The sequence below is a fragment of the Paraburkholderia translucens genome, assembly GCF_020881035.1.
GTDB classification, from domain to species: Bacteria; Pseudomonadota; Gammaproteobacteria; order Burkholderiales; family Burkholderiaceae; genus Paraburkholderia; species Paraburkholderia translucens.
In genome coordinates this window covers 1-17,299 of record NZ_JAJITC010000023.1, presented here as the reverse complement: position 1 = coordinate 17,299, position 17,299 = coordinate 1, and the positions used below count along the sequence as shown (strand labels likewise).

Annotated in this window: 11 protein-coding genes and 1 tRNA gene; 2 read left to right on the top strand and 10 right to left on the bottom strand. The window is 58.7% G+C overall.

What is annotated here, in order from left to right:
* Window positions 1-347 precede the first annotated feature (347 nt).
* A complete protein-coding gene (locus LJ655_RS30445) occupies window positions 348-890 on the bottom strand; it encodes a hypothetical protein (RefSeq protein WP_425605845.1) in 543 nt (180 codons plus the stop codon).
* 69 nt (window positions 891-959) lie between these two features.
* Complete coding sequence (locus tag LJ655_RS27935; protein ID WP_230564402.1) at window positions 960-1,667, bottom strand: response regulator; 708 nt, start codon at window positions 1,665-1,667, stop codon at window positions 960-962.
* Window positions 1,668-2,337: 670 nt separating this feature from the next.
* On the opposite strand from LJ655_RS27935, the gene LJ655_RS30440 reads away from it, so the two are divergent.
* Window positions 2,338-2,538: an integrase core domain-containing protein gene (locus LJ655_RS30440; protein WP_425605844.1), complete on the top strand. Its 201-nt coding sequence runs from the start codon at window positions 2,338-2,340 to the stop codon at window positions 2,536-2,538.
* Between the two features lie 560 nt (window positions 2,539-3,098).
* Here the strand turns inward: LJ655_RS30440 and LJ655_RS27930 are convergent.
* Both LJ655_RS27930 and LJ655_RS27925 read right to left on the bottom strand, forming a co-directional pair.
* Complete coding sequence (locus LJ655_RS27930; RefSeq protein WP_230564401.1) at window positions 3,099-4,631, bottom strand: TolC family protein; 1,533 nt, start codon at window positions 4,629-4,631, stop codon at window positions 3,099-3,101.
* Between the two features lie 857 nt (window positions 4,632-5,488).
* Window positions 5,489-6,448: an aminotransferase class I/II-fold pyridoxal phosphate-dependent enzyme gene (locus tag LJ655_RS27925; protein WP_230564426.1), complete on the bottom strand. Its 960-nt coding sequence runs from the start codon at window positions 6,446-6,448 to the stop codon at window positions 5,489-5,491.
* 184 nt (window positions 6,449-6,632) lie between these two features.
* On the opposite strand from LJ655_RS27925, the gene LJ655_RS27920 reads away from it, so the two are divergent.
* A tRNA-Asp gene (locus LJ655_RS27920) sits at window positions 6,633-6,709 on the top strand.
* Window positions 6,710-7,205: 496 nt separating this feature from the next.
* Here LJ655_RS27920 and LJ655_RS27915 read toward each other — a convergent pair.
* The 6 genes from LJ655_RS27915 to LJ655_RS27890 all read right to left on the bottom strand — a co-directional run.
* Window positions 7,206-8,162 carry a D-alanine--D-alanine ligase gene (locus LJ655_RS27915; RefSeq protein ID WP_230564400.1) on the bottom strand — a complete coding sequence of 319 codons (957 nt, stop codon included), beginning with the start codon at window positions 8,160-8,162 and terminating at the stop codon, window positions 7,206-7,208.
* A 401-nt stretch (window positions 8,163-8,563) separates the two neighbouring features.
* Window positions 8,564-9,193: a hypothetical protein gene (locus LJ655_RS27910; RefSeq protein WP_230564399.1), complete on the bottom strand. Its 630-nt coding sequence runs from the start codon at window positions 9,191-9,193 to the stop codon at window positions 8,564-8,566.
* A 574-nt stretch (window positions 9,194-9,767) separates the two neighbouring features.
* On the bottom strand, window positions 9,768-12,866 hold the full coding sequence (locus LJ655_RS27905) for a UDP-N-acetylmuramoyl-tripeptide--D-alanyl-D-alanine ligase (RefSeq protein WP_230564398.1): 3,099 nt from the start codon (window positions 12,864-12,866) through the stop codon (window positions 9,768-9,770).
* A 185-nt stretch (window positions 12,867-13,051) separates the two neighbouring features.
* Window positions 13,052-13,267 carry a hypothetical protein gene (locus tag LJ655_RS27900; protein ID WP_230564397.1) on the bottom strand — a complete coding sequence of 72 codons (216 nt, stop codon included), beginning with the start codon at window positions 13,265-13,267 and terminating at the stop codon, window positions 13,052-13,054.
* Window positions 13,268-13,858: 591 nt separating this feature from the next.
* On the bottom strand, window positions 13,859-14,881 hold the full coding sequence (locus LJ655_RS27895; RefSeq protein ID WP_230564396.1) for an OmpA family protein: 1,023 nt from the start codon (window positions 14,879-14,881) through the stop codon (window positions 13,859-13,861).
* 117 nt (window positions 14,882-14,998) lie between these two features.
* Window positions 14,999-17,299, bottom strand: a 2,301-nt coding sequence (locus LJ655_RS27890) for an Ig-like domain-containing protein (RefSeq protein WP_230564395.1), incomplete at its 5' end; no start/stop codon positions are given.

The following is a 17,299-nucleotide window of genomic DNA, read 5'->3' as shown; positions in this document are numbered from 1 at the left end:
TCCTTGTCGTCCAAGTGGCGATTCGGCTACTTCGCGTGATTGATGAACGAAACACAAAATGTCGCGCTGGTTCTCATTGTCCAAAAATAAGCCAGTTGAAAAAATCAGACGGTCGCATCGACTCGGCAGGACCAGTACGAATTTTTAGCTTGTCCGCCTTTCATCTCAACGCGGTTGGACCAAGCAGCGTTAAAACGGAGCACTTACTGGAGTGGCTTGTAAGCCAAGGCGAAACCCGCTTACTGACGTCTTTTGCACAGCGAATCCACGCACGACCACATTCTGAAAAAGCGTTTGGCGAAGAGTTCCAGCCGCCGCAAGCCAGGCCGTGACCCGAGGCGAAGGTGTTAGCGCTGTGCGTAATTAGTCTTCCGGGCGCAGATAACTGATTCAGGATCTGGTTGGAAAGGCGGCTTTGCCCGCACCTCTGACCTGGGGCAACGACTCCAGCTCTCACGTCGTGAACTGGCTCTCGAAGATGCCATCAATCGCTGGATCCATTCGATCTGCTCATGCTGAATGATCTCGCGTGTGTTACCAATGGCAACGCCGAGACCTCTATTCGAATTGAACTCATCAGCTACAGGTATGAGTACCGTCCCGTCCACATGACAGCCGGTCAGTCCTTCGAGGAATGGAACTTGGTCTTCCTTGATCCAACGATAACGTAGGCGGCCGTCGGCCGATTGGTTCATCACTCGACCATCCCAGAGCTTACTGTCGAAGTCTATCGCCGACGTACCGCTCTTCGGCGCAAGCTGTAGAGATCCGTACGTCCTACAAGCTTTACAGCACATCACAACGTCGGCGTACCGCTGCGCAATCAGGATATCTCGCCGCAGACCGATCGACGCGCGACGATCGCCCGCGGCGAACGATTTCTGCATCATCAATGTCGCCGCGACCTTCTCATCTTGTTTGCTGCACTTCCTCATCCCGATTGTCGCGCCACAAGAGCACTAGCTTGCCCCCGGTTTCGTGTCATCCCGCCCGTCATTGCGGTCTTCGTCAACCGGCTCGTCTGCAAGCGCCGCCCCAATCGAGTATTTGATCAGCTCGGTGTCAGTCTCCACTCCAAGCTTGCGCATCGCACTGGTTTTTTGCGCGCTGATGGTCTGTTTGCTGCGCTTGAGTTGCGCCGCAATTTCGTTGACGGAGAGTCCGGATACAAATAGTCTGATTACTTCAGATTCACGCTTGGTGAGCGCCCGGCTACTGGAACCCATGGATTCGACGTCGAGCTGCCAGACAATCTTAGAAATGGTTGGGGAAAAATAACGACCATTCGCGTACGCGCCATGAATTGCGGCTAGCAAATGGTCGGTCGTATCGGCCTTGCTGAGAATGCATTGAATGTCGAGCTTGAGAATAGAGCGAATCACACCGGGATTGTCAATCATGGTCAATATCACAATCCGTAGAGCGGGGTACCGGCGTCGCAAGAATGAAAACAGTGTGATGCCATCGCCGTAATCGCCTCCGGGCATCGCGTAGTCGGATACGAGTACGTCGCAGGGCTGCTTGCCAAGTGCGGCAAGTAATTCGGTCGAATTGCCAACCGTGTCAACAACTTCAAGCGTGCGGTGCTTCTTGAGTGTATGAAGTAGTCCGGCAACGACAGCTGGATGGTCATCGGCGAGAATGACCCGGATGGTGAAATCATCCATTTGAAGGTTTCCTGCTTCTAAATGTAGTCACACACATTACAGACTTCGAATAAATCGGTAATAGTTGAAAGGTGGCCGCGTAAATTTGGCCAGCTAGGCAAGCGGATTGATCGGGGATTGGGCGAACAATAGCGCGGGTAATGGAACCTGAAACCATGGCGAGCAAAACGCGACAGACGCGCCCCCGGGTGTTCAAAGCCAAAGAGGCGCGGGCACCGGGTAAAGTCGAGCGCGCACGGGCCCAACTGGCGCGGCAGTTCGATAGGCATCCGAACCAGATCACGAGATGGAAGCGACAGATGCCGGAGCGCGCGAGGGACTGATCCGGCAAGGCAGGCGCGCCGGCGAGCGAGGACCCGGCAAACCTCGAGGCACTGTCTGCCGATATTGGCAACTTGACCCTGGGCAATGTTTCCCTGGAAGGGGCTCCGTCTGTCTGACGCCGATGATGCACTGGGCGAGCCGCAAGGTACTCGCGCACGAGGCCCCCTTCACCCCAATAGCGACGCGCGATATGGAGATACTGGAAGAAACGCGCGCGCCCTATAGGTGGCTCGATATCGTCAGCACCACTCAGAGCAGCCAGTTCGCTGCGGGCGCGGGCGCCCAAGTCGCGCTGAGCCGGGGTATCCGGCCGTCGACAGACGGCTGTGGCGGCTGACGTGATAATGTGTTCGTCGAACGAGTCTGGCGCGGCCTCAAGTACGAGGGAGTCTATCTGAAGGCCAAAGAGTCGGTCAGTCATGCTCAGCGCTCCATTGGCGAATACATAGAGCTCTACAAGCGAAATCGGCCCCATTCGAGCCTGGCAGATCAGGCAGCAGATGATGCATATTTCGCAACGCTGCCTAAGATCAAATCAGGAGCATGATTGCCTCGGACGCTCCACCCGCTCGCGCGTTGCGGGCTCCTCCGGTTCAACGATAGTGCCCACTCTGAAAAATTCCTAGGTGTCCGGACGTTGAGTGATTATGTCAGAATATCGCGCACAACTATCGCGGCAGCACAAAAATAGGCAACCCGTCAGGAAGACGACCGACCGCACTGGAATTTGTCAAATCGACACCCCACAGAGCCTTAGCTGACAAAGCTTCCCCCGATCCAACTGGTTACAAACAAGAACAAATCACTCGACCTGTGAATATCTGTCGAGGCCGCCTCCGTAGCAGCCGTTCCGCACTCAGCTCCAGGAGCGTGTGCGCGCGTCCGGTCACACAATTGCCTAACGGGTCCACTACATACGGCCTTCCCGATGCAGCAGGCGCGCCGACATACTGAGTTCCGGCGAACGGAAATTCCATGCCCCGCTCGCCGGCCGCGGTGTGTAATAGGCGCTTGATCGCGCGATTCCGACCAGCTGTGTCTGTTGCAGACCAGACAGCACATGCGTACGGTCGATCATCGCTTTCGCAACCTTGCCTTGGTGAACGCTCAACTGCCGGTGCGACCCGTCTCCAGCCAGTCAAGCAGCGCGCCTGCCGATGCATATTCCTGCAGCACCGCCGCGTAACCGCCGAAGCGATTCGTGACTTCGCTCACCCTGTTGCCATAGTGATCGTTCTCCGCGAGCAACACATCGAGCAGGGTTCGTTTGCCCAAGTGGTACCACTGTTCGAAGAAGGCCTTGCGAACCTGATCGGTCTCGGCGGAAAGTCGTTCGTATTGGTCCGCGCGGCTAAGCATGGTGTGCGCATCCTGATCTGCCGCACGAATGCCATACTCGAGGTCACGCCGCTGCTGATCGACGCGCTGCCACGCGGCCTGTGCTCGATGCCCGGCCGCGGCCGTCGCCGCCTTCGTCGAACCGCCACGAAATGCCGCCCAATTGAGCGTCAACATGGTCTGCCATGGCGCTCGTTGTCCCGCGCCTCCGACGCCGGCATTTGCACTGACAGTCCAGTTGACCGTTGGCAGCCCCGACGCTTTCACCGCCTTTGCATTCAGGTCGGCCGCATTGGCCTCGGATTGAATCTGACGTAGGCTCGAGTGAGTGTCCACCTGCTGCAGAAGTTGCGGCAGATTGCCCGGTTGGATGGGCCAGTCGCGCGTGCGAGGAATCGGTGGCGTGGTCTCACCTAACAGCTTTTGTAGCTTCAGTTCCGCATCGCGCACCTTGGCCTGCGCGGAATCATGCGCGGCTTCAGCCTGCAACAGACGGGCCTTCGCCTGAGTGAGTTCGCTGCCGCGACCTCGGTCGACGGCCACGATTTCATCGAGCATTTTTACGAGCGTGGCCATCCGCTCCACGAATCGTTGGCTCAAGTCAACGATCGCACATTGTTTGCCCAGCTCGACAAGCGTGCTGGTCACGTCGAACGCATTCTGCTCACGCGCCGCAGTGTAATTGCTGCGCGCAGCATCCGAGAGATGCTCACGGCTTCCGATGGTGTTTTTTGTGCGGCCCCAGTCGTACACCGTCGTCGAGATGGTCGCCGTCACCACATTGCCGCTATTGTCGCCATTCCGATTGCCCGGACCAAATTTAAGGCTCTGTGTCTGCGAGCCGATGTCAATTTGTGGCCACCGTTGCCCCTTCGCTTCGTCGACATCTGCATTCGCGGCTTCATAGGCGGTATATGCCTGCCTCACTTCGGGACTGCGTTGCTCTGCCTTCTCGACAGCGTCACGGAAGATGCGACGTAGCGTGGCGGAATCGACTGAAGGCACGTTATCGGTACTGGACGGTTGCGTTTCGAGCCACTGCGCGAAGGTCGCTGGGGGCGCGCGGTTGGTCGACGTAGACAGTTGTTTCGCTTTCGTCGAACCGGGTTTCGGTGCGATTGTGGCATCGCTTACCAATGTCTGATCAGGCTTCGTTTGCGCAGCGACAGGACCACTCGCCACCGCGCCAAGCAGCGCCAAAATCAGCCATCCGGTTGGGCGGCGTGCCAATCCCGGACGGTCTCCCTCCTGGTTCAAAGCCTGCAACGCGGCTTGCGCTTCGGGTCGAGTATGTTGGGTCATGATCGGAACCGGTCAGATTGATCGTTGCTACGCGACAGGTGAACCGCAGTCCCCAACTTAGAGAACGATGGAATATTCCTCGTCTAAAGGGTCGGTTCGGTTACTTCGCGTGACTGATGAAACGAAACAGGAAATTTCGTACTGGATCTCATTGTCGGAAAATCAGTCCGTTGGCGAAATCAGACGGCCGCACCGAACTGGCAGGACCAGTACGAATTTGCATATCGCCTTGACTTCGAATGCTGGTCCAATTGCACCAGCGCCACCTTCGAGTTGAATGCCGTGGAGTGCGCACGGTCGATCGAGTTTTCGCAATTTTCGAGTTCGTCGTTGCCGCCCGTCGCGACCAAGGCTGAGCAACGCAGGCTCTCAGTTTGAGCGCTGAAAGAGATGGCATCGTCGCGCCTGCAAGCTGACTAGAAGCGTCTGAAGGGGCGCTGGAAATCAAAGCCACCCGCAACCTCGAGACCCACTGGTATCTGGTCGCCTATTTGCCGTAACGTGGACTCAACGCCGATTCAGCGACCTGCTGCCGTCCGACTTTGCAAAACCAATGTGGCCACCGCAAGCCCCGCCTGACATCGTGACCCCGCGCTAGGCGTGAACCCGGGTGCTCCTCCGAAACCCTGCACGAATGGCACCGACCGATGAGAATCGCTTCGGGGAGGTGATGTTAGTCCGCTTACTGGACGAATCTTGTCACGGTATGCTTAATTCACCTTACGTCGGGAGAACTCGCTCGTGTCTCCAAGGCTTCCGTCGTATTGGCATACCTGAAACTGGTCTGCCAGAACAGCTTCCGCGCAGCAGAACGCGGCCTGCTTACTGGCCTTAGGCGAAACGGCTGTCCGGGCGACTCAGCAGGCCGTAGGACGCTTGCGGTAGCCATCGAGGAAACGCGCGATCCGGTGGATCGAATCGGCGAGGTCGTCGACGTTCGGCAGGAACACGACGCGAAAGTGATCCGGCGTCTTCCAGTTGAAACCGGTGCCCTGCACGAGCAGCACGCGCTCTTCGAGCAGCAGGTCGAGGATGAACTGCTGGTCGTTCTGGACCGGATACACCTGCGGGTCGAGGTGCGGGAACATGTACAGCGCCGCCTCGGGCTTCACGCAGCTCACGCCCGGGATCGCCGTCAGCATCTCGTAGGCGATGCTGTTGAACGTGACGGTCAGCACGTCTTCGGACAGCGACGCCATCGAGGTGTGCGTCTTGCCGTCGTAGACGATCTTGTCGTAGACCTCGTCGGCGAAGATCACGAGGCCGTGCTGGCGCGCGATCTCGATCAGGCCAAGCAGCAGTTCGTCCGAATACAGCGCGCCGGTCGGGTTGTTGGGGTTGATGACCACGAGCGCGCGCGTGTTCAGCGTGATTTTTGCGCGGATGTCGTGGAGATCGGGCATCCAGCTATTCGATTCGTCGCAGATGTAGTGCACTGGCGTGCCGCCCGCGAGGCTCACGCCGGCGGTCCACAGCGGGTAATCGGGCGCCGGCAGCAGCACCTCGTCGCCGTCGTTGACGAGGCCCTGCAGCGCCATCACGATCAGCTCGGAGGCGCCGTTGCCGATGTAGATGTCGTCGAGTTCGACGCCGTGCACGCCCTTTTGCTGCGTGTAATGCATGATCGCCTTGCGCGCGGCGAACACGCCCTTCGAATCGGAGTAGCCCGACGAGCCCGGCAGGTTCAGGATCATGTCCTGAATGATCTCGTCGGGCGCCTCGAAGCCGAACGGCGCCAGATTGCCGATGTTCAGCTTGATGACGCGGTGGCCCTCTTCTTCGAGCCGCTTCGCATGTTCGAGGACAGGCCCGCGAATGTCGTAGCAGAGCGCTCTTCGCTCGTGCCGGACGACGCCGCGGGGTGCTGTTCGTCGTACGTGACAGCATTCCCTCCGAACGAGATTCGCCCCTACTGCTTGACCAATCACATAGCCCCCTCTTTGGACAGAAATCTGGCTCGCAAACCGCGTTCGAATAGCCTAAACTGAACTCACCATTTAAGGAGTGGTAGTTCAGTTGGTTAGAATACCGGCCTGTCACGCCGGGGGTCGCGGGTTCGAGTCCCGTCCACTCCGCCAGCACACCAAAGGCGAACCTCTGTTTCGCCTTTTTAATTGGTCCATCGTGCGGCGAGCACGAAGGCAATACCACGCCAGAACACGAATACGGCCAGGCGCTAGAGCGTGAAGCTAAGGATAACGTAGGGGGGCTGGCTCTATGTGGCGTTCGCAATCGAGGTCGCGGCCGGCGCGTCAACTCGTCAACGACCACGGACTTCGTTCCTAATGCACTTGAACAGGCGCTGTGCGCTCATCGCCTGGACCATGACGGGGCGCCGCGCTATCACTCCCACAGCGAGTCGCGATACGTCAGCTTGCGCTACAGCGACCGGCTGCAGACAGGCATGGAACCGTCTGTCGGTAAAGAGATGCCATTTCAATGTGCTCGTCGCAATGATAGATACCCTGTTCAAGGCCGAAGTACCGGCAGGATTGGTCCGAGCGCGCGAGTAACCTATAGCGATACATGTACCCGCAGGTCAATAAGGACGAAGTCGGGCTGATGAACGTTGGCTCACCCAGCGACTCCGTCGTCCTTCAGCGTGAGTGACAATACCTTCACGACCAGTTCCTCATAGCTGATACCAACCGCGCGAGCGGCCTTCGGCGGAAGCGAATGATCTGTCATTCCAGGCGCAGTATTTACTTCGAGAAAGTACGGATTGCCGTCACCGTCCAGCATGAAGTCGGCGCGCCCCCAGTCGCTGCAGCCGAGTACTTCGAACGCGCGACGCGCGAGCGCCTTCAGGCGCACCTCTTCTGACGATGCCAGTCCGCACGGAATCAGGTACTGCGTATTGTCGGAGATGTACTTCGCGTCGTAGTCGTAGAATTCGCCTCCCGGCACGATGAGAATGACTGGCAAATCGAGGTCACCCGCAATGCATGCAGTGTATTCCCCACCCCCTTCGATGCTCTTCTCGACCAGCACTATCTTGTCAAATTTTGCCGCTTCAGAAATCGCTGCAGGCAGATCCTGAGCAGCCTTCACCTTGATCACCGCGACGCTCGAGCCTTCGCTGGCCGGCTTCACAAAGAGCGGCAGGCCGAGTTGCGCGATGATCGCCCGCGCGCGCGCATCGAAGTCGTCGCCGCGCATCACAGTCTCGAACGGCGGTGTTGGAATCCCCAACTGCTGCCACACCAGTTTTGCGCGAAACTTATCAAGTCCGAGTGCCGAACCGAGCACGCCGCTCCCCGTGTAACGAATGCCGTAAAAGTCTAGTGCGCCCTGAATCTGCCCATTCTCGCCGTAGCCACCATGCAGCACGTTGAACGCGCGCACAAAGCCCTCGTCCTTCAGAGCTGACAGCGGCCGTACGGACGGATCAAAAAGATGTGCGTCCACTCCACAATCGCGCAAACCTTGCAGCACGAGACGACCGGAATTGTTCGACACTTCACGCTCGGCGGACACACCGCCCGACAGCACCGCCACCTTGCCGAATCGTTTCGGATCGATACCACTCATACTCCCCCCTGTTTCTGCGCGAGGCACCCAAGCCGCCTCTGCGAAAACCACGCTCATCGCGATCACCTCGCTGCGAGCGCGCACCACTACCGCGCGCGTCCCCCGCACAGGTTCTGTCCCGAACTGTCGGCAGTCGCGTCGAGAATTGACACGGTCACGTCCAGCCGGAAATCAGGCTAATCGAAGCCCGGCAGGCAACGAGCAGCAAGTCGCCCACCATTGAACTAGTCTACGAAAAAAGCCTGAGAGTAGCCATTAGCAATCCGCAGAGATCTTGGCGTGGGCGTCACGGCCAAGATGCCCGCATCAAAGAAAGCTTGCGGCTCAATTTCCTGGGGCAACGCCCCGCACTACGACTATTGCGGACAGTGTTTCACTGGAATTCGCACCTGCCCGACGATCTACCGAACCTGCTGCAAGTCCAGTTTCGCAAGCGCCATGCGAATTTCCTCCGCGGACTTTCTCTGGGCCAACAGCGCCGCTGCGCGTTTCGCGTGTCTGGCGAGCAGGTGACGTTGCGGCCCGGGAGCATAGGCGTAGATATGATGCGGTCTAAGGCCGGCGCCGCGCAGACGGCGGACGTAGTGCAACTGACTGTAAAAAGGAACGATACGATCCTCCGGATCCGAAATCAGATAGATCTCCGGAATCGGGTCCCGACGAACACGCCCGATTTCGTCGACAGGATCGTAATAATTCTGCGCGTCGTAGAGAAGTCGACCGGGAATTTCCCGTCTGGATTCCCAGTACGCCGTGACCTGTTTCACTGAAACAAGGCCGGAAGAAACCACAGATGCCGCGATGTCCTGGCGTCTGTTCAGCAGCGCGGCGACGATCTGGCCTCCTGCGGAATGTCCGGTCAGGATGAATGATCTAATGTTGTAACGCTCCTTGAGCATGGTCAGTGCGCGCTCCATCAATTCAATCTCGCGGTGCGTGCGCCTCAGGTTATGGTCGCCAGAGGAGCCATAGATGCCCGGGCGCGCAAGATAGACCGCAGGGAGGCCGGCATCAGCAGACCAGTCAGCCATCTCCTTACCAATCTCCATAGGTGATGCGGACCGGTAGGATTGCGCAATGTACCTCACTCCCTTCGCCGTTCTCAGCATGACATCGCCGCTGAAATAAACAAGTACTGTGGAATTCTCGCCTCCGGAAAGTCCATGCGTGTAGTACCGGATGCAATCTCCCTTGCCGTTGACTTCGACCCAGAGGCTATCGGGAACTCGTGCACAGTGCTCCGGGGAGCTAAATGAGCCATTCAGGGCTTGTATAACGTCGAACGGCTCGCTTCCCACGGGGGTATGGAGCTCTCCGGGCCGTGGATCCTCGAACGGCCCCAGTGCGGGCCGTCCTCCCAGAGCGGGTTCGGTCACGCCCCAAATGCCAAAGGCAACGAATAGGAAACGCCGGAGTCTCCAGCGTAGAAGGTGCGACAAACGTCGAAAATATCGACCGGGCCATTGCATGAGTGAAATTCCGTGAGAATGTATAGGGCGAACGCAGCTGATCAAAGGATCGCCATGCGCGCGCACGACCGACCCCGCGCCGGGGGTCATTGCGTCAAGCGTGATAGGGGTGCTTTGCCCGCGTGCATGAAGAAAGTCAGACGGCCTGCTTCTGGGCAGATGCCTTCATCCACGTCACGATGTGGTGTATGCCCGTGCTGTTGGAGCCCTTGAGCAACACCACATCCTCGTCGGCCAGCTCTTCGTGAAGTGCAGATTTCAACTCATCCAGAGAATGGGTGTGACGTCCACGGCAGGCATTGGGCAGTCGCTCCCAGAAGTCGGTATAGAGTTTGCCCATCACATAAACACGATCGATTGCACAACGCTCAATCACCGCAGCGAGTTCAGTGTGACGCAGTGGCGCCTCGGGACCGAGTTCAGCCATCTCACCTAGAACAGCGACCCGCCTGCCGGCGGACTTCATGTCCCTCAAATGTTCCAAGGCTGCCCGCATCGAACCGGGATTGGCATTGTAGGCATGGTCAACGACGGTCAGGTGCCGGCCGTCGAGCGTCAGCTCAAGCTCCTCGCCCCGACCGGACAGGGCTGCGAAGTTTGCGATCCGGTCCAGCGCGGGCTCAAGTGGATAGTTGAGCGCCAAAACCGCAGCGAGGACGGCCACGCTGTTCAGCGCCATGTGCAAGCCAGCAGCCCCAATCGCGTAGGTGACATCGCGCCCTCTGATGCGGACAGTAGCCGATTGTTGCGCCGCGTCATGCCTCACGAGTTGCAAATCGCACTCGGCAGTCGTGCCATAAGTAACAATTTTCAGATCCCGCTCCATGGCCGCGTGAAAGACAGTGTCCCATTCCAGCATGTCGCGATTGAGTATCACGGTACTCCCCGCAGACATGCCAAGAAAGATCATGCTCTTGGTCCGGGCAATGTCGGTGATTGTGCTGCTTTTGCCGAGGTGCGCTGGCTGGATGTTGGTGAAAATGCTGATGTCCGGTCGAGCAATGAGCGCGCTCTTCTTCATGTTGCCCACGGCAACTTCCAGGACGACGTGAGGGGTATCCCACGTGATCGACGCAAGGTTCCAGCTCAAACCGTGGGGAAGGTTTGCGTTGAACGCACTCGCCGCCGTCTGGCCGTAAGCATTGAGGGTATCAGCCAGCATGGCCACGAGCGTAGTCTTCCCTGCGCTTCCGGTCACCGCCAAAACGGTACCGCTCATCTGCTGGCGTGCGTAGGTGCCCATCGCAAGAATTGCCTCCCCCGTATCTGCGACATGCAGTACAGGCAAATCCTTAAGCTGAGCCTGCACATCGGGATCGCTCGCGATAACACCCACCGGGCGCGTGAGCATCTGTCGAATGACGGAAACAGGAATCCCGCGGTCAGCCTCGCGTACTCGGGCCACCACGACGTTTCCGGCCTGCATGGCAGGCGCGTAAATGCAAAGGCCGCTCGCGGTCCACCCCGGTGACGGCGCAGTAAGCCATGTCCCCTGCGTGACTGACCTGATCACCGAGGCGTTCCATTCCCGCCCGGCCGCGGAGGACGCCGGCTGTTGCTGCTTATTCAGATAGTTCAAATAGGCGACAAAGCCGGACAGATAGTGCTCAACGTCGTCGATACGAATCCGGAAGGCGTGATGACGGATGAAGAAGCTTCCTGTGATTCTGCCCGGATTGGCGAAGTACATGGCGAGTTCCGGCCAGAAATAGCCATTCAGAAGGCGCTGTGCCCGCGCATGCAGTGCCTGGAAAAATTTATCCAGATCGACCCCGGCAAGGAGGTGTTCCAATTCGGGCTGCTGCCGCAGACGACCGATCATCTGCTCGGCAGCGGTCATCAGTTCAAGCAGGGTCGGAAACGTGGTGATTCTGCCGATCACGAAATCGAGATAGCCGGCGAAATTCTGAATTCCGAACTTGTAATACGCCTCCAGTGGTCTGTGACGAGTCAGTTCGTTCACGCAATAGCTAAGCCAGTGATCATGCGCCTTCCAGTGGTTCGCCTCGATGAAAAAGCCGAACGCCTTTTCTACTGCTGCGAGCCACCTCGCATCGTTAGTCAGGCCATAAAGGCGCATCAGGCCGAAGGCCGCTTCCCCGTCGTAATAAATGATCCGGAACGCCTGTTTCACCGACAGATCCGGATAGTTCAGTACGTGACTGAACTTGCCGGTGTCCGCATCCTGCATGAAAAGGATGCCTGTCGCGAGTTGCTCAAGCAGATCCATATATTCGCGCGAGCCGGTCAGTTCGCTATATTTGACCAGCGCCAGAAGGCACACGCCGTTTCCACCCAGTTTAATTTCGGCCTTGGCGTCAACAAGAAACGCGGCCCGGGCGCCGGAGGGCAATTTCACCGGCATGATGAGTTCGTTGACGAGATAATGCAGAGCTGCATCGATTGCTATCTTGAGGTCGCTATCCCGGGTCACTTCCCAAGCCTCTAGCATTGCGTAGACCGAACTTGCATGGCGCAGCGTGTTGTAAGTCCCAATGGCGCGATCGAAGCAGGGGTGCCAACCATAATGAAAGCGTCCGTCTTGCTGTACCTGTCCGGCTAGATAGCGGCTTCCGGATGCGACGAGCTCCCTGACGTCTGCCGGCTCGAGATGTTCCATGACACGGCGCCCCGCATTCGGACCCGTTCCATGCAAAAGATGTACTTCCTGCGATTGCCGACTCGTGAACGCCCCCCGGGACGAGAACACATACACATCCCGCGCGTCTGCGAAATCCACGTTGGCAAGTTTGTGCCGGTTGGCGGCATACCGTTCGAAGTTCTTCATGTTGACAACGGCATGCGCATGGGCCGCGCCACCATACAGCATGGCGTTGGCATTCAGTTCAGTCTCGAGGAAAGCGTGCGTGAAACTGCTGTCCAGCGACAGGCCGCTGCGAAAGTAGTTGCGTTTGGTCTGTTCGAGGCGCTCCCGCAGTGCTCTCCATGTCGTACCCTCAACGTTTTCGACCCAGTCCACCCGAAGCCACTGGACGGTCACCCCGGTCGTGCCGACAGCCTGCGCGGCCCGCTCCATGCCGAGGGTCCACGCCTCGTCAAATGTCGGGGCCGTTGTGCTCACGACGTCGGCTCGCCGCTGCCCGTCGCTCCATGAAAAGAACAGGACAAAGGACGGCCAGGGCGCTGCCAGGCGATCGACCTGCGGTTCAACGGCAGAGCGCAGTCGTGCAAACAGGGCAGGAGAATCTGTCGAAGTGAACGCGGTGGGCAACATGGTTTTACTCTCGGCTAAGAGGGGGGCAATGCGTCTACGGCCCGATACCTGACGACAGCGCTTCGTCGGGGAGCGGACAATGAAATCTGACCGACGACGATTGACTAATTCAGTATATACATTTGGTGAACGATTCTTTTGCAGGGGTTCGAGCCTGCAATCGAAAAAACTGAGCCCCTGAAATCTCACCTTCCGGAGGGGGCGTCGTGTATCGGCGCTATCGGTTTTTCGCCCGCGGACACGAGCTCCCGTCGCCACTGCTCGATAAACTCCCGTTTGCGCACCCGGGATGCAAAGGTGAACTCGTTGAGCATTCTGTTGAAGAACTCCTGATCACTGTCTTGCAATGCTGCATAAGCAAGCAATACATTGATTGCAGGAATTGCCGGTTGTCTGGGCATTCTCTACTCCGTACTTGAGGCCCTCGTCGTTTCGTTTTGTCTGTGGCAAAAGACAGACTAACGATAAGAAGACGTTGAAAAATTGCGCTTTCGGACCGCTAACTTTTCTGACCTGCTGGCGTCAGCTTCCTGTCATGTCTCGCCCAACAGGAAACTGACGCCTAAAGAACTCATAGACGATCCGAGGCCACTCCTCGAACTACCGCTGCCTGCACGAACACTGCGCAATCGACAGTATGGGGAGCGCAAGCCGACATCCGACCGCCCCGTTCCGCGGGCATCATGTTCGGACTGCGCTCAGGTATTGCGTGAAATCTGCACCCCCCAGAGAGGGGGATACGGTTACAGAACCGCTTACTGCAGACGGGTCGCCACATGGCAGAAGGAACACGCGTGGAAACGCATCTACCAAAGCTGGTCCCTCGAACGTTCGATTGCATCGCTTCGCGCGTTTCGACGCCTGAAAGTTCGCTACGTACGCGACGCGCCGCAAAGCGGTTTTGATTCATTTCGTAACAGCTGCTTGGCGGGAACGCGACCTCACCAAATGAGGAAGGTCGCTCGCCACATGAGCCTGTGCCCGCCGTGCCATCAGGTCGGATGGGACATGTTCACACGTACCACCACGCGGCGGTTGGGCGCGTTGCAGTCAATCTTCTGCTGCCTCGTACCGCTGCATTCCGTCACTACAGGATCGGAATTGCCCGCACTTTCAGCTGTAATCTTCAACGTCGGGATGCCGTGTTCAATCAGCATCCGGCGAACTGTCATCGCACGCTGCTCGCCGAGTTTCTGCGCCGCTGCGTCCGAGCCGATCAGGTCTGCGTGACCAATCACCGTGACGGCTTCCAGCGATGCGTTGTCCGCGAGAATCTGCTCGGCAAGACGCGAAATCTCCGCCCGCCCTTCGCCAGTGATGTCCCGACCGCCAGACTTTCCGAAGGCGAACAGTGTGTCGCCCTTGAGCGTGTAGTTTTTAATCACGGCAGAGCGTGCAGCCGCGGCAGGTTGTACCAGGGGGACTGACGGATAGTCGCACACCTGAACTGCAGACGCGCGGGAGAGCACGTGCATTTGCGCGCGCATGCCCTGCAACTGGGCTTCGGCTTCGTTGCGCGGCACCGTCACCGGTACACCATTGCTGCCAGCCGGAGCGACCTTCATGAAGTAGGTCATGCCGCCCTTCAGTTCAGCGCGGGAGCCACCGGTGGTCTTGCCTTTGTACAGCGGTGCATCGTGGATGTGCGCGCCGAGCGTGTGTTCACCGGGCTTCACGCAGAAGATGCTGTAGCCGTTGGGCAGCAACGCGGTCTGCAGGTCGCCATCAACATAGACACCAGCGGCAGCCGACCGGCCCGCGCCAGCGGATGTGTCACGGTAGTAGACGACCTGCGCCTGCTGCGGGCCGACCTGTCCGACGGGCGCGTACGTCTGGCCGAATACCTTGCCGGGCTGTGTACCAGCACCGGCCATCGGCGCAGCAGCGGGTGCGGCCGCCACGGCAGCCGGCGGTTGCTGGTTAGAAGAAGTTTGTTGTGCGACGGCGGGCAAGACGCCTGCAGTCACGAGCAATGCGCCCGCGAGCGCACGCTTGAGGGTTTGATTGAAAGTCATGGTAAATCATCCAGACGGTCCCCGAACAGCTAGTTATCGTCCGGGGGACAAGTTTAATGGTTAGGTTGAAATTCCGGGGTCCGCGACGCTGGTCATGCGTCGCGGACCATCCAGAGGTCAGTGGTTCAGCAACGTTGTGTCGACACCATGCTGTACCAGCAGTTCGGCGTTCAGACCCGAGTGGTAGAAGACGTCATACGCGACCCCGCTCACAGTCGTGGTGCCAGACTGTTGCACCCAGTCGCCAACATCGCCTCCGTTCGGCAGCAAGTCGGACAGCTCGACCTTGTCGCCCGCATTGCCCTTCACCATCACCTGCGTGCGGCCGTCGGCAACGAACAGGTCCTGCCCGCCCAGGTTAAGCACATCGGCCAGCGAAAGCTTGAGCGTGTTATTGCCCGTACCGGTGATGTCGAGCACTTCGATCGAATTGAGCGTCAAGTGAGGGGTGTCTCCAAGGTCCAGATTTTGCCCTGCACCGGTCAACTTCAGCGTGTCGATACCGCCTCCGCCCTGGAGTATGTCTCGCTGCTGCTCCACTTCGCCGATTGCCTTCGTGTCGCTTATCGTGAAGACGTCGTTGTTGTCGGTGCCGACGTATAGCGCTGCATGTCCATCTACGTTGATTTGCAACGGAGCCCCTACGTGACCGTACCAACCAGAGGCATTGCCAGCCGTATCCATAATCTGAATCCCCCAACTGGCACCTGATTTAATCGCATCGATCTCGCTCTGGTTGACAGTGAATACCATGCTCCCCGAGCTGATCTCGCCAGCAGTCAAATAATGATAAAGGGTTGCATTGCCCACTACCACGACAACGGAATCGCCATTCACAAGGCCTCCAGGCAGTTGAACGTAAAACGCCCCATTGCTATACGTGGCCGAACTGACCGCTGCCGGGGCAGTCGTATCGAGCGTTACGTTTTGCGACACCACTTTGCCGCAATTGCCTGCCGCATCGACCACGCGCGTCTGGATCGTCCAGGAGGCGTAATGCGACGTGTTGTCCTGGAATGCCCAGTGTCCCGCGTTATCGGTCAGCGCGTCCTGCCAGGTCTTTCCACCGTCAACTGACACCTGAACCTTCTCGTTTGCGGCGAGTTTTGCGGTCAATGCGCCATAGATAAGGCGCCCCGCCGAACCATCATTGGTAATGAAGTCCCACGGCCATATGCCCGCGTCTTTGCCCATTCGATCGAAGGTCGCCTGAGCACTTGGCGCCACCGTATCGACGGTCACGGCCCAAGAGTCCGACGATGGGCTAACGTTGCCCGTTGCCGGATTCGTCGCGGTCGCCGTGAGGCTGTGCGATCCGTCAGCCAGGTTGGTTGACGGCGTAAAGCTCCACTGACCGTTGCTGTCCGCCACCGCCGTACCAATCAGACGGCCGTTGTCGTACACCGACACAGTCGAGCCCGCCTCAGCCGTACCCCGAACGGTCGGCCGCGCATCGTCCGTTACCCCGCCATCGTTCACTGGACCCTGGATCAGGCCAACATCGTCAATCACCGTAGTGATGACCGGTGCTGCCACGCCAGTATCCACTGTGATTGCCCAGGAGTCCGACGACGGGCTGACGTTGCCCGTCGCCGGGTTCGTCGCAGTCGCCGTGAGGCTGTGCAATCCGTCAGCCAGGTCGGTTGACGCCGTAAAGCTCCACTGACCGTTGCTGTCCGCCACCGCCGTACCAATCAGACGGCCGTTGTCGTACACCGACACAGTCGAGCCCACCTCAGCCGTACCCCGAACGGTCGGCCGCGCATCGTCAGTTACCCCGCCATCGCCCACCGGCCCCTGGATCGGACCCACATCGTCGATCACCGTAGTGATGACCGGTGCTGGCACGCCAGCATCCACTGTGATCACCCAGGGGTCCGACGTTTCATCGACCGTTGTTCCGACGTACCACACAGTGAATTCATGCAAGCCATCGGTCAGCTCTTTCGACGACGTCCACGTCCAGTCGCCGTTCTCGTCCGTCCAAACCATAGCGACGACGACGTCGTGGTCACCGATTACCACCATTTTGTTCGGCTCACCCTTGCCCACCAGCGTCGGCCTGTTGTCGTCGGTCGTGCCACCGTTTTCGATTGGACCCTGGATCAGACCCACGTCGTCAATCACCATCGTGATGACCGGTGTTGACGGGGTTGTGTCCACGATCACCGTCCACGGATCCGACGGATCGCTTTCGTTGCCCGCAGGATCGCGCTCCACCAGCGTGAACTCATGCTCGCCTTCTTCCAGCGGCGTCTCCGGCGTGAAGCTCCAGTTGCCCTCCTCGTCGACCTCAGCCTCGCCAATCGGCGTGCCGTTGTCGATCACGACGATCGTGTCGCCCGGCTCACCCTTGCCCACCAGCGTCGGCTGCGTGTCGTCCGTGCTCTCGCCATTGCCCACCGGACCCTGGATCGC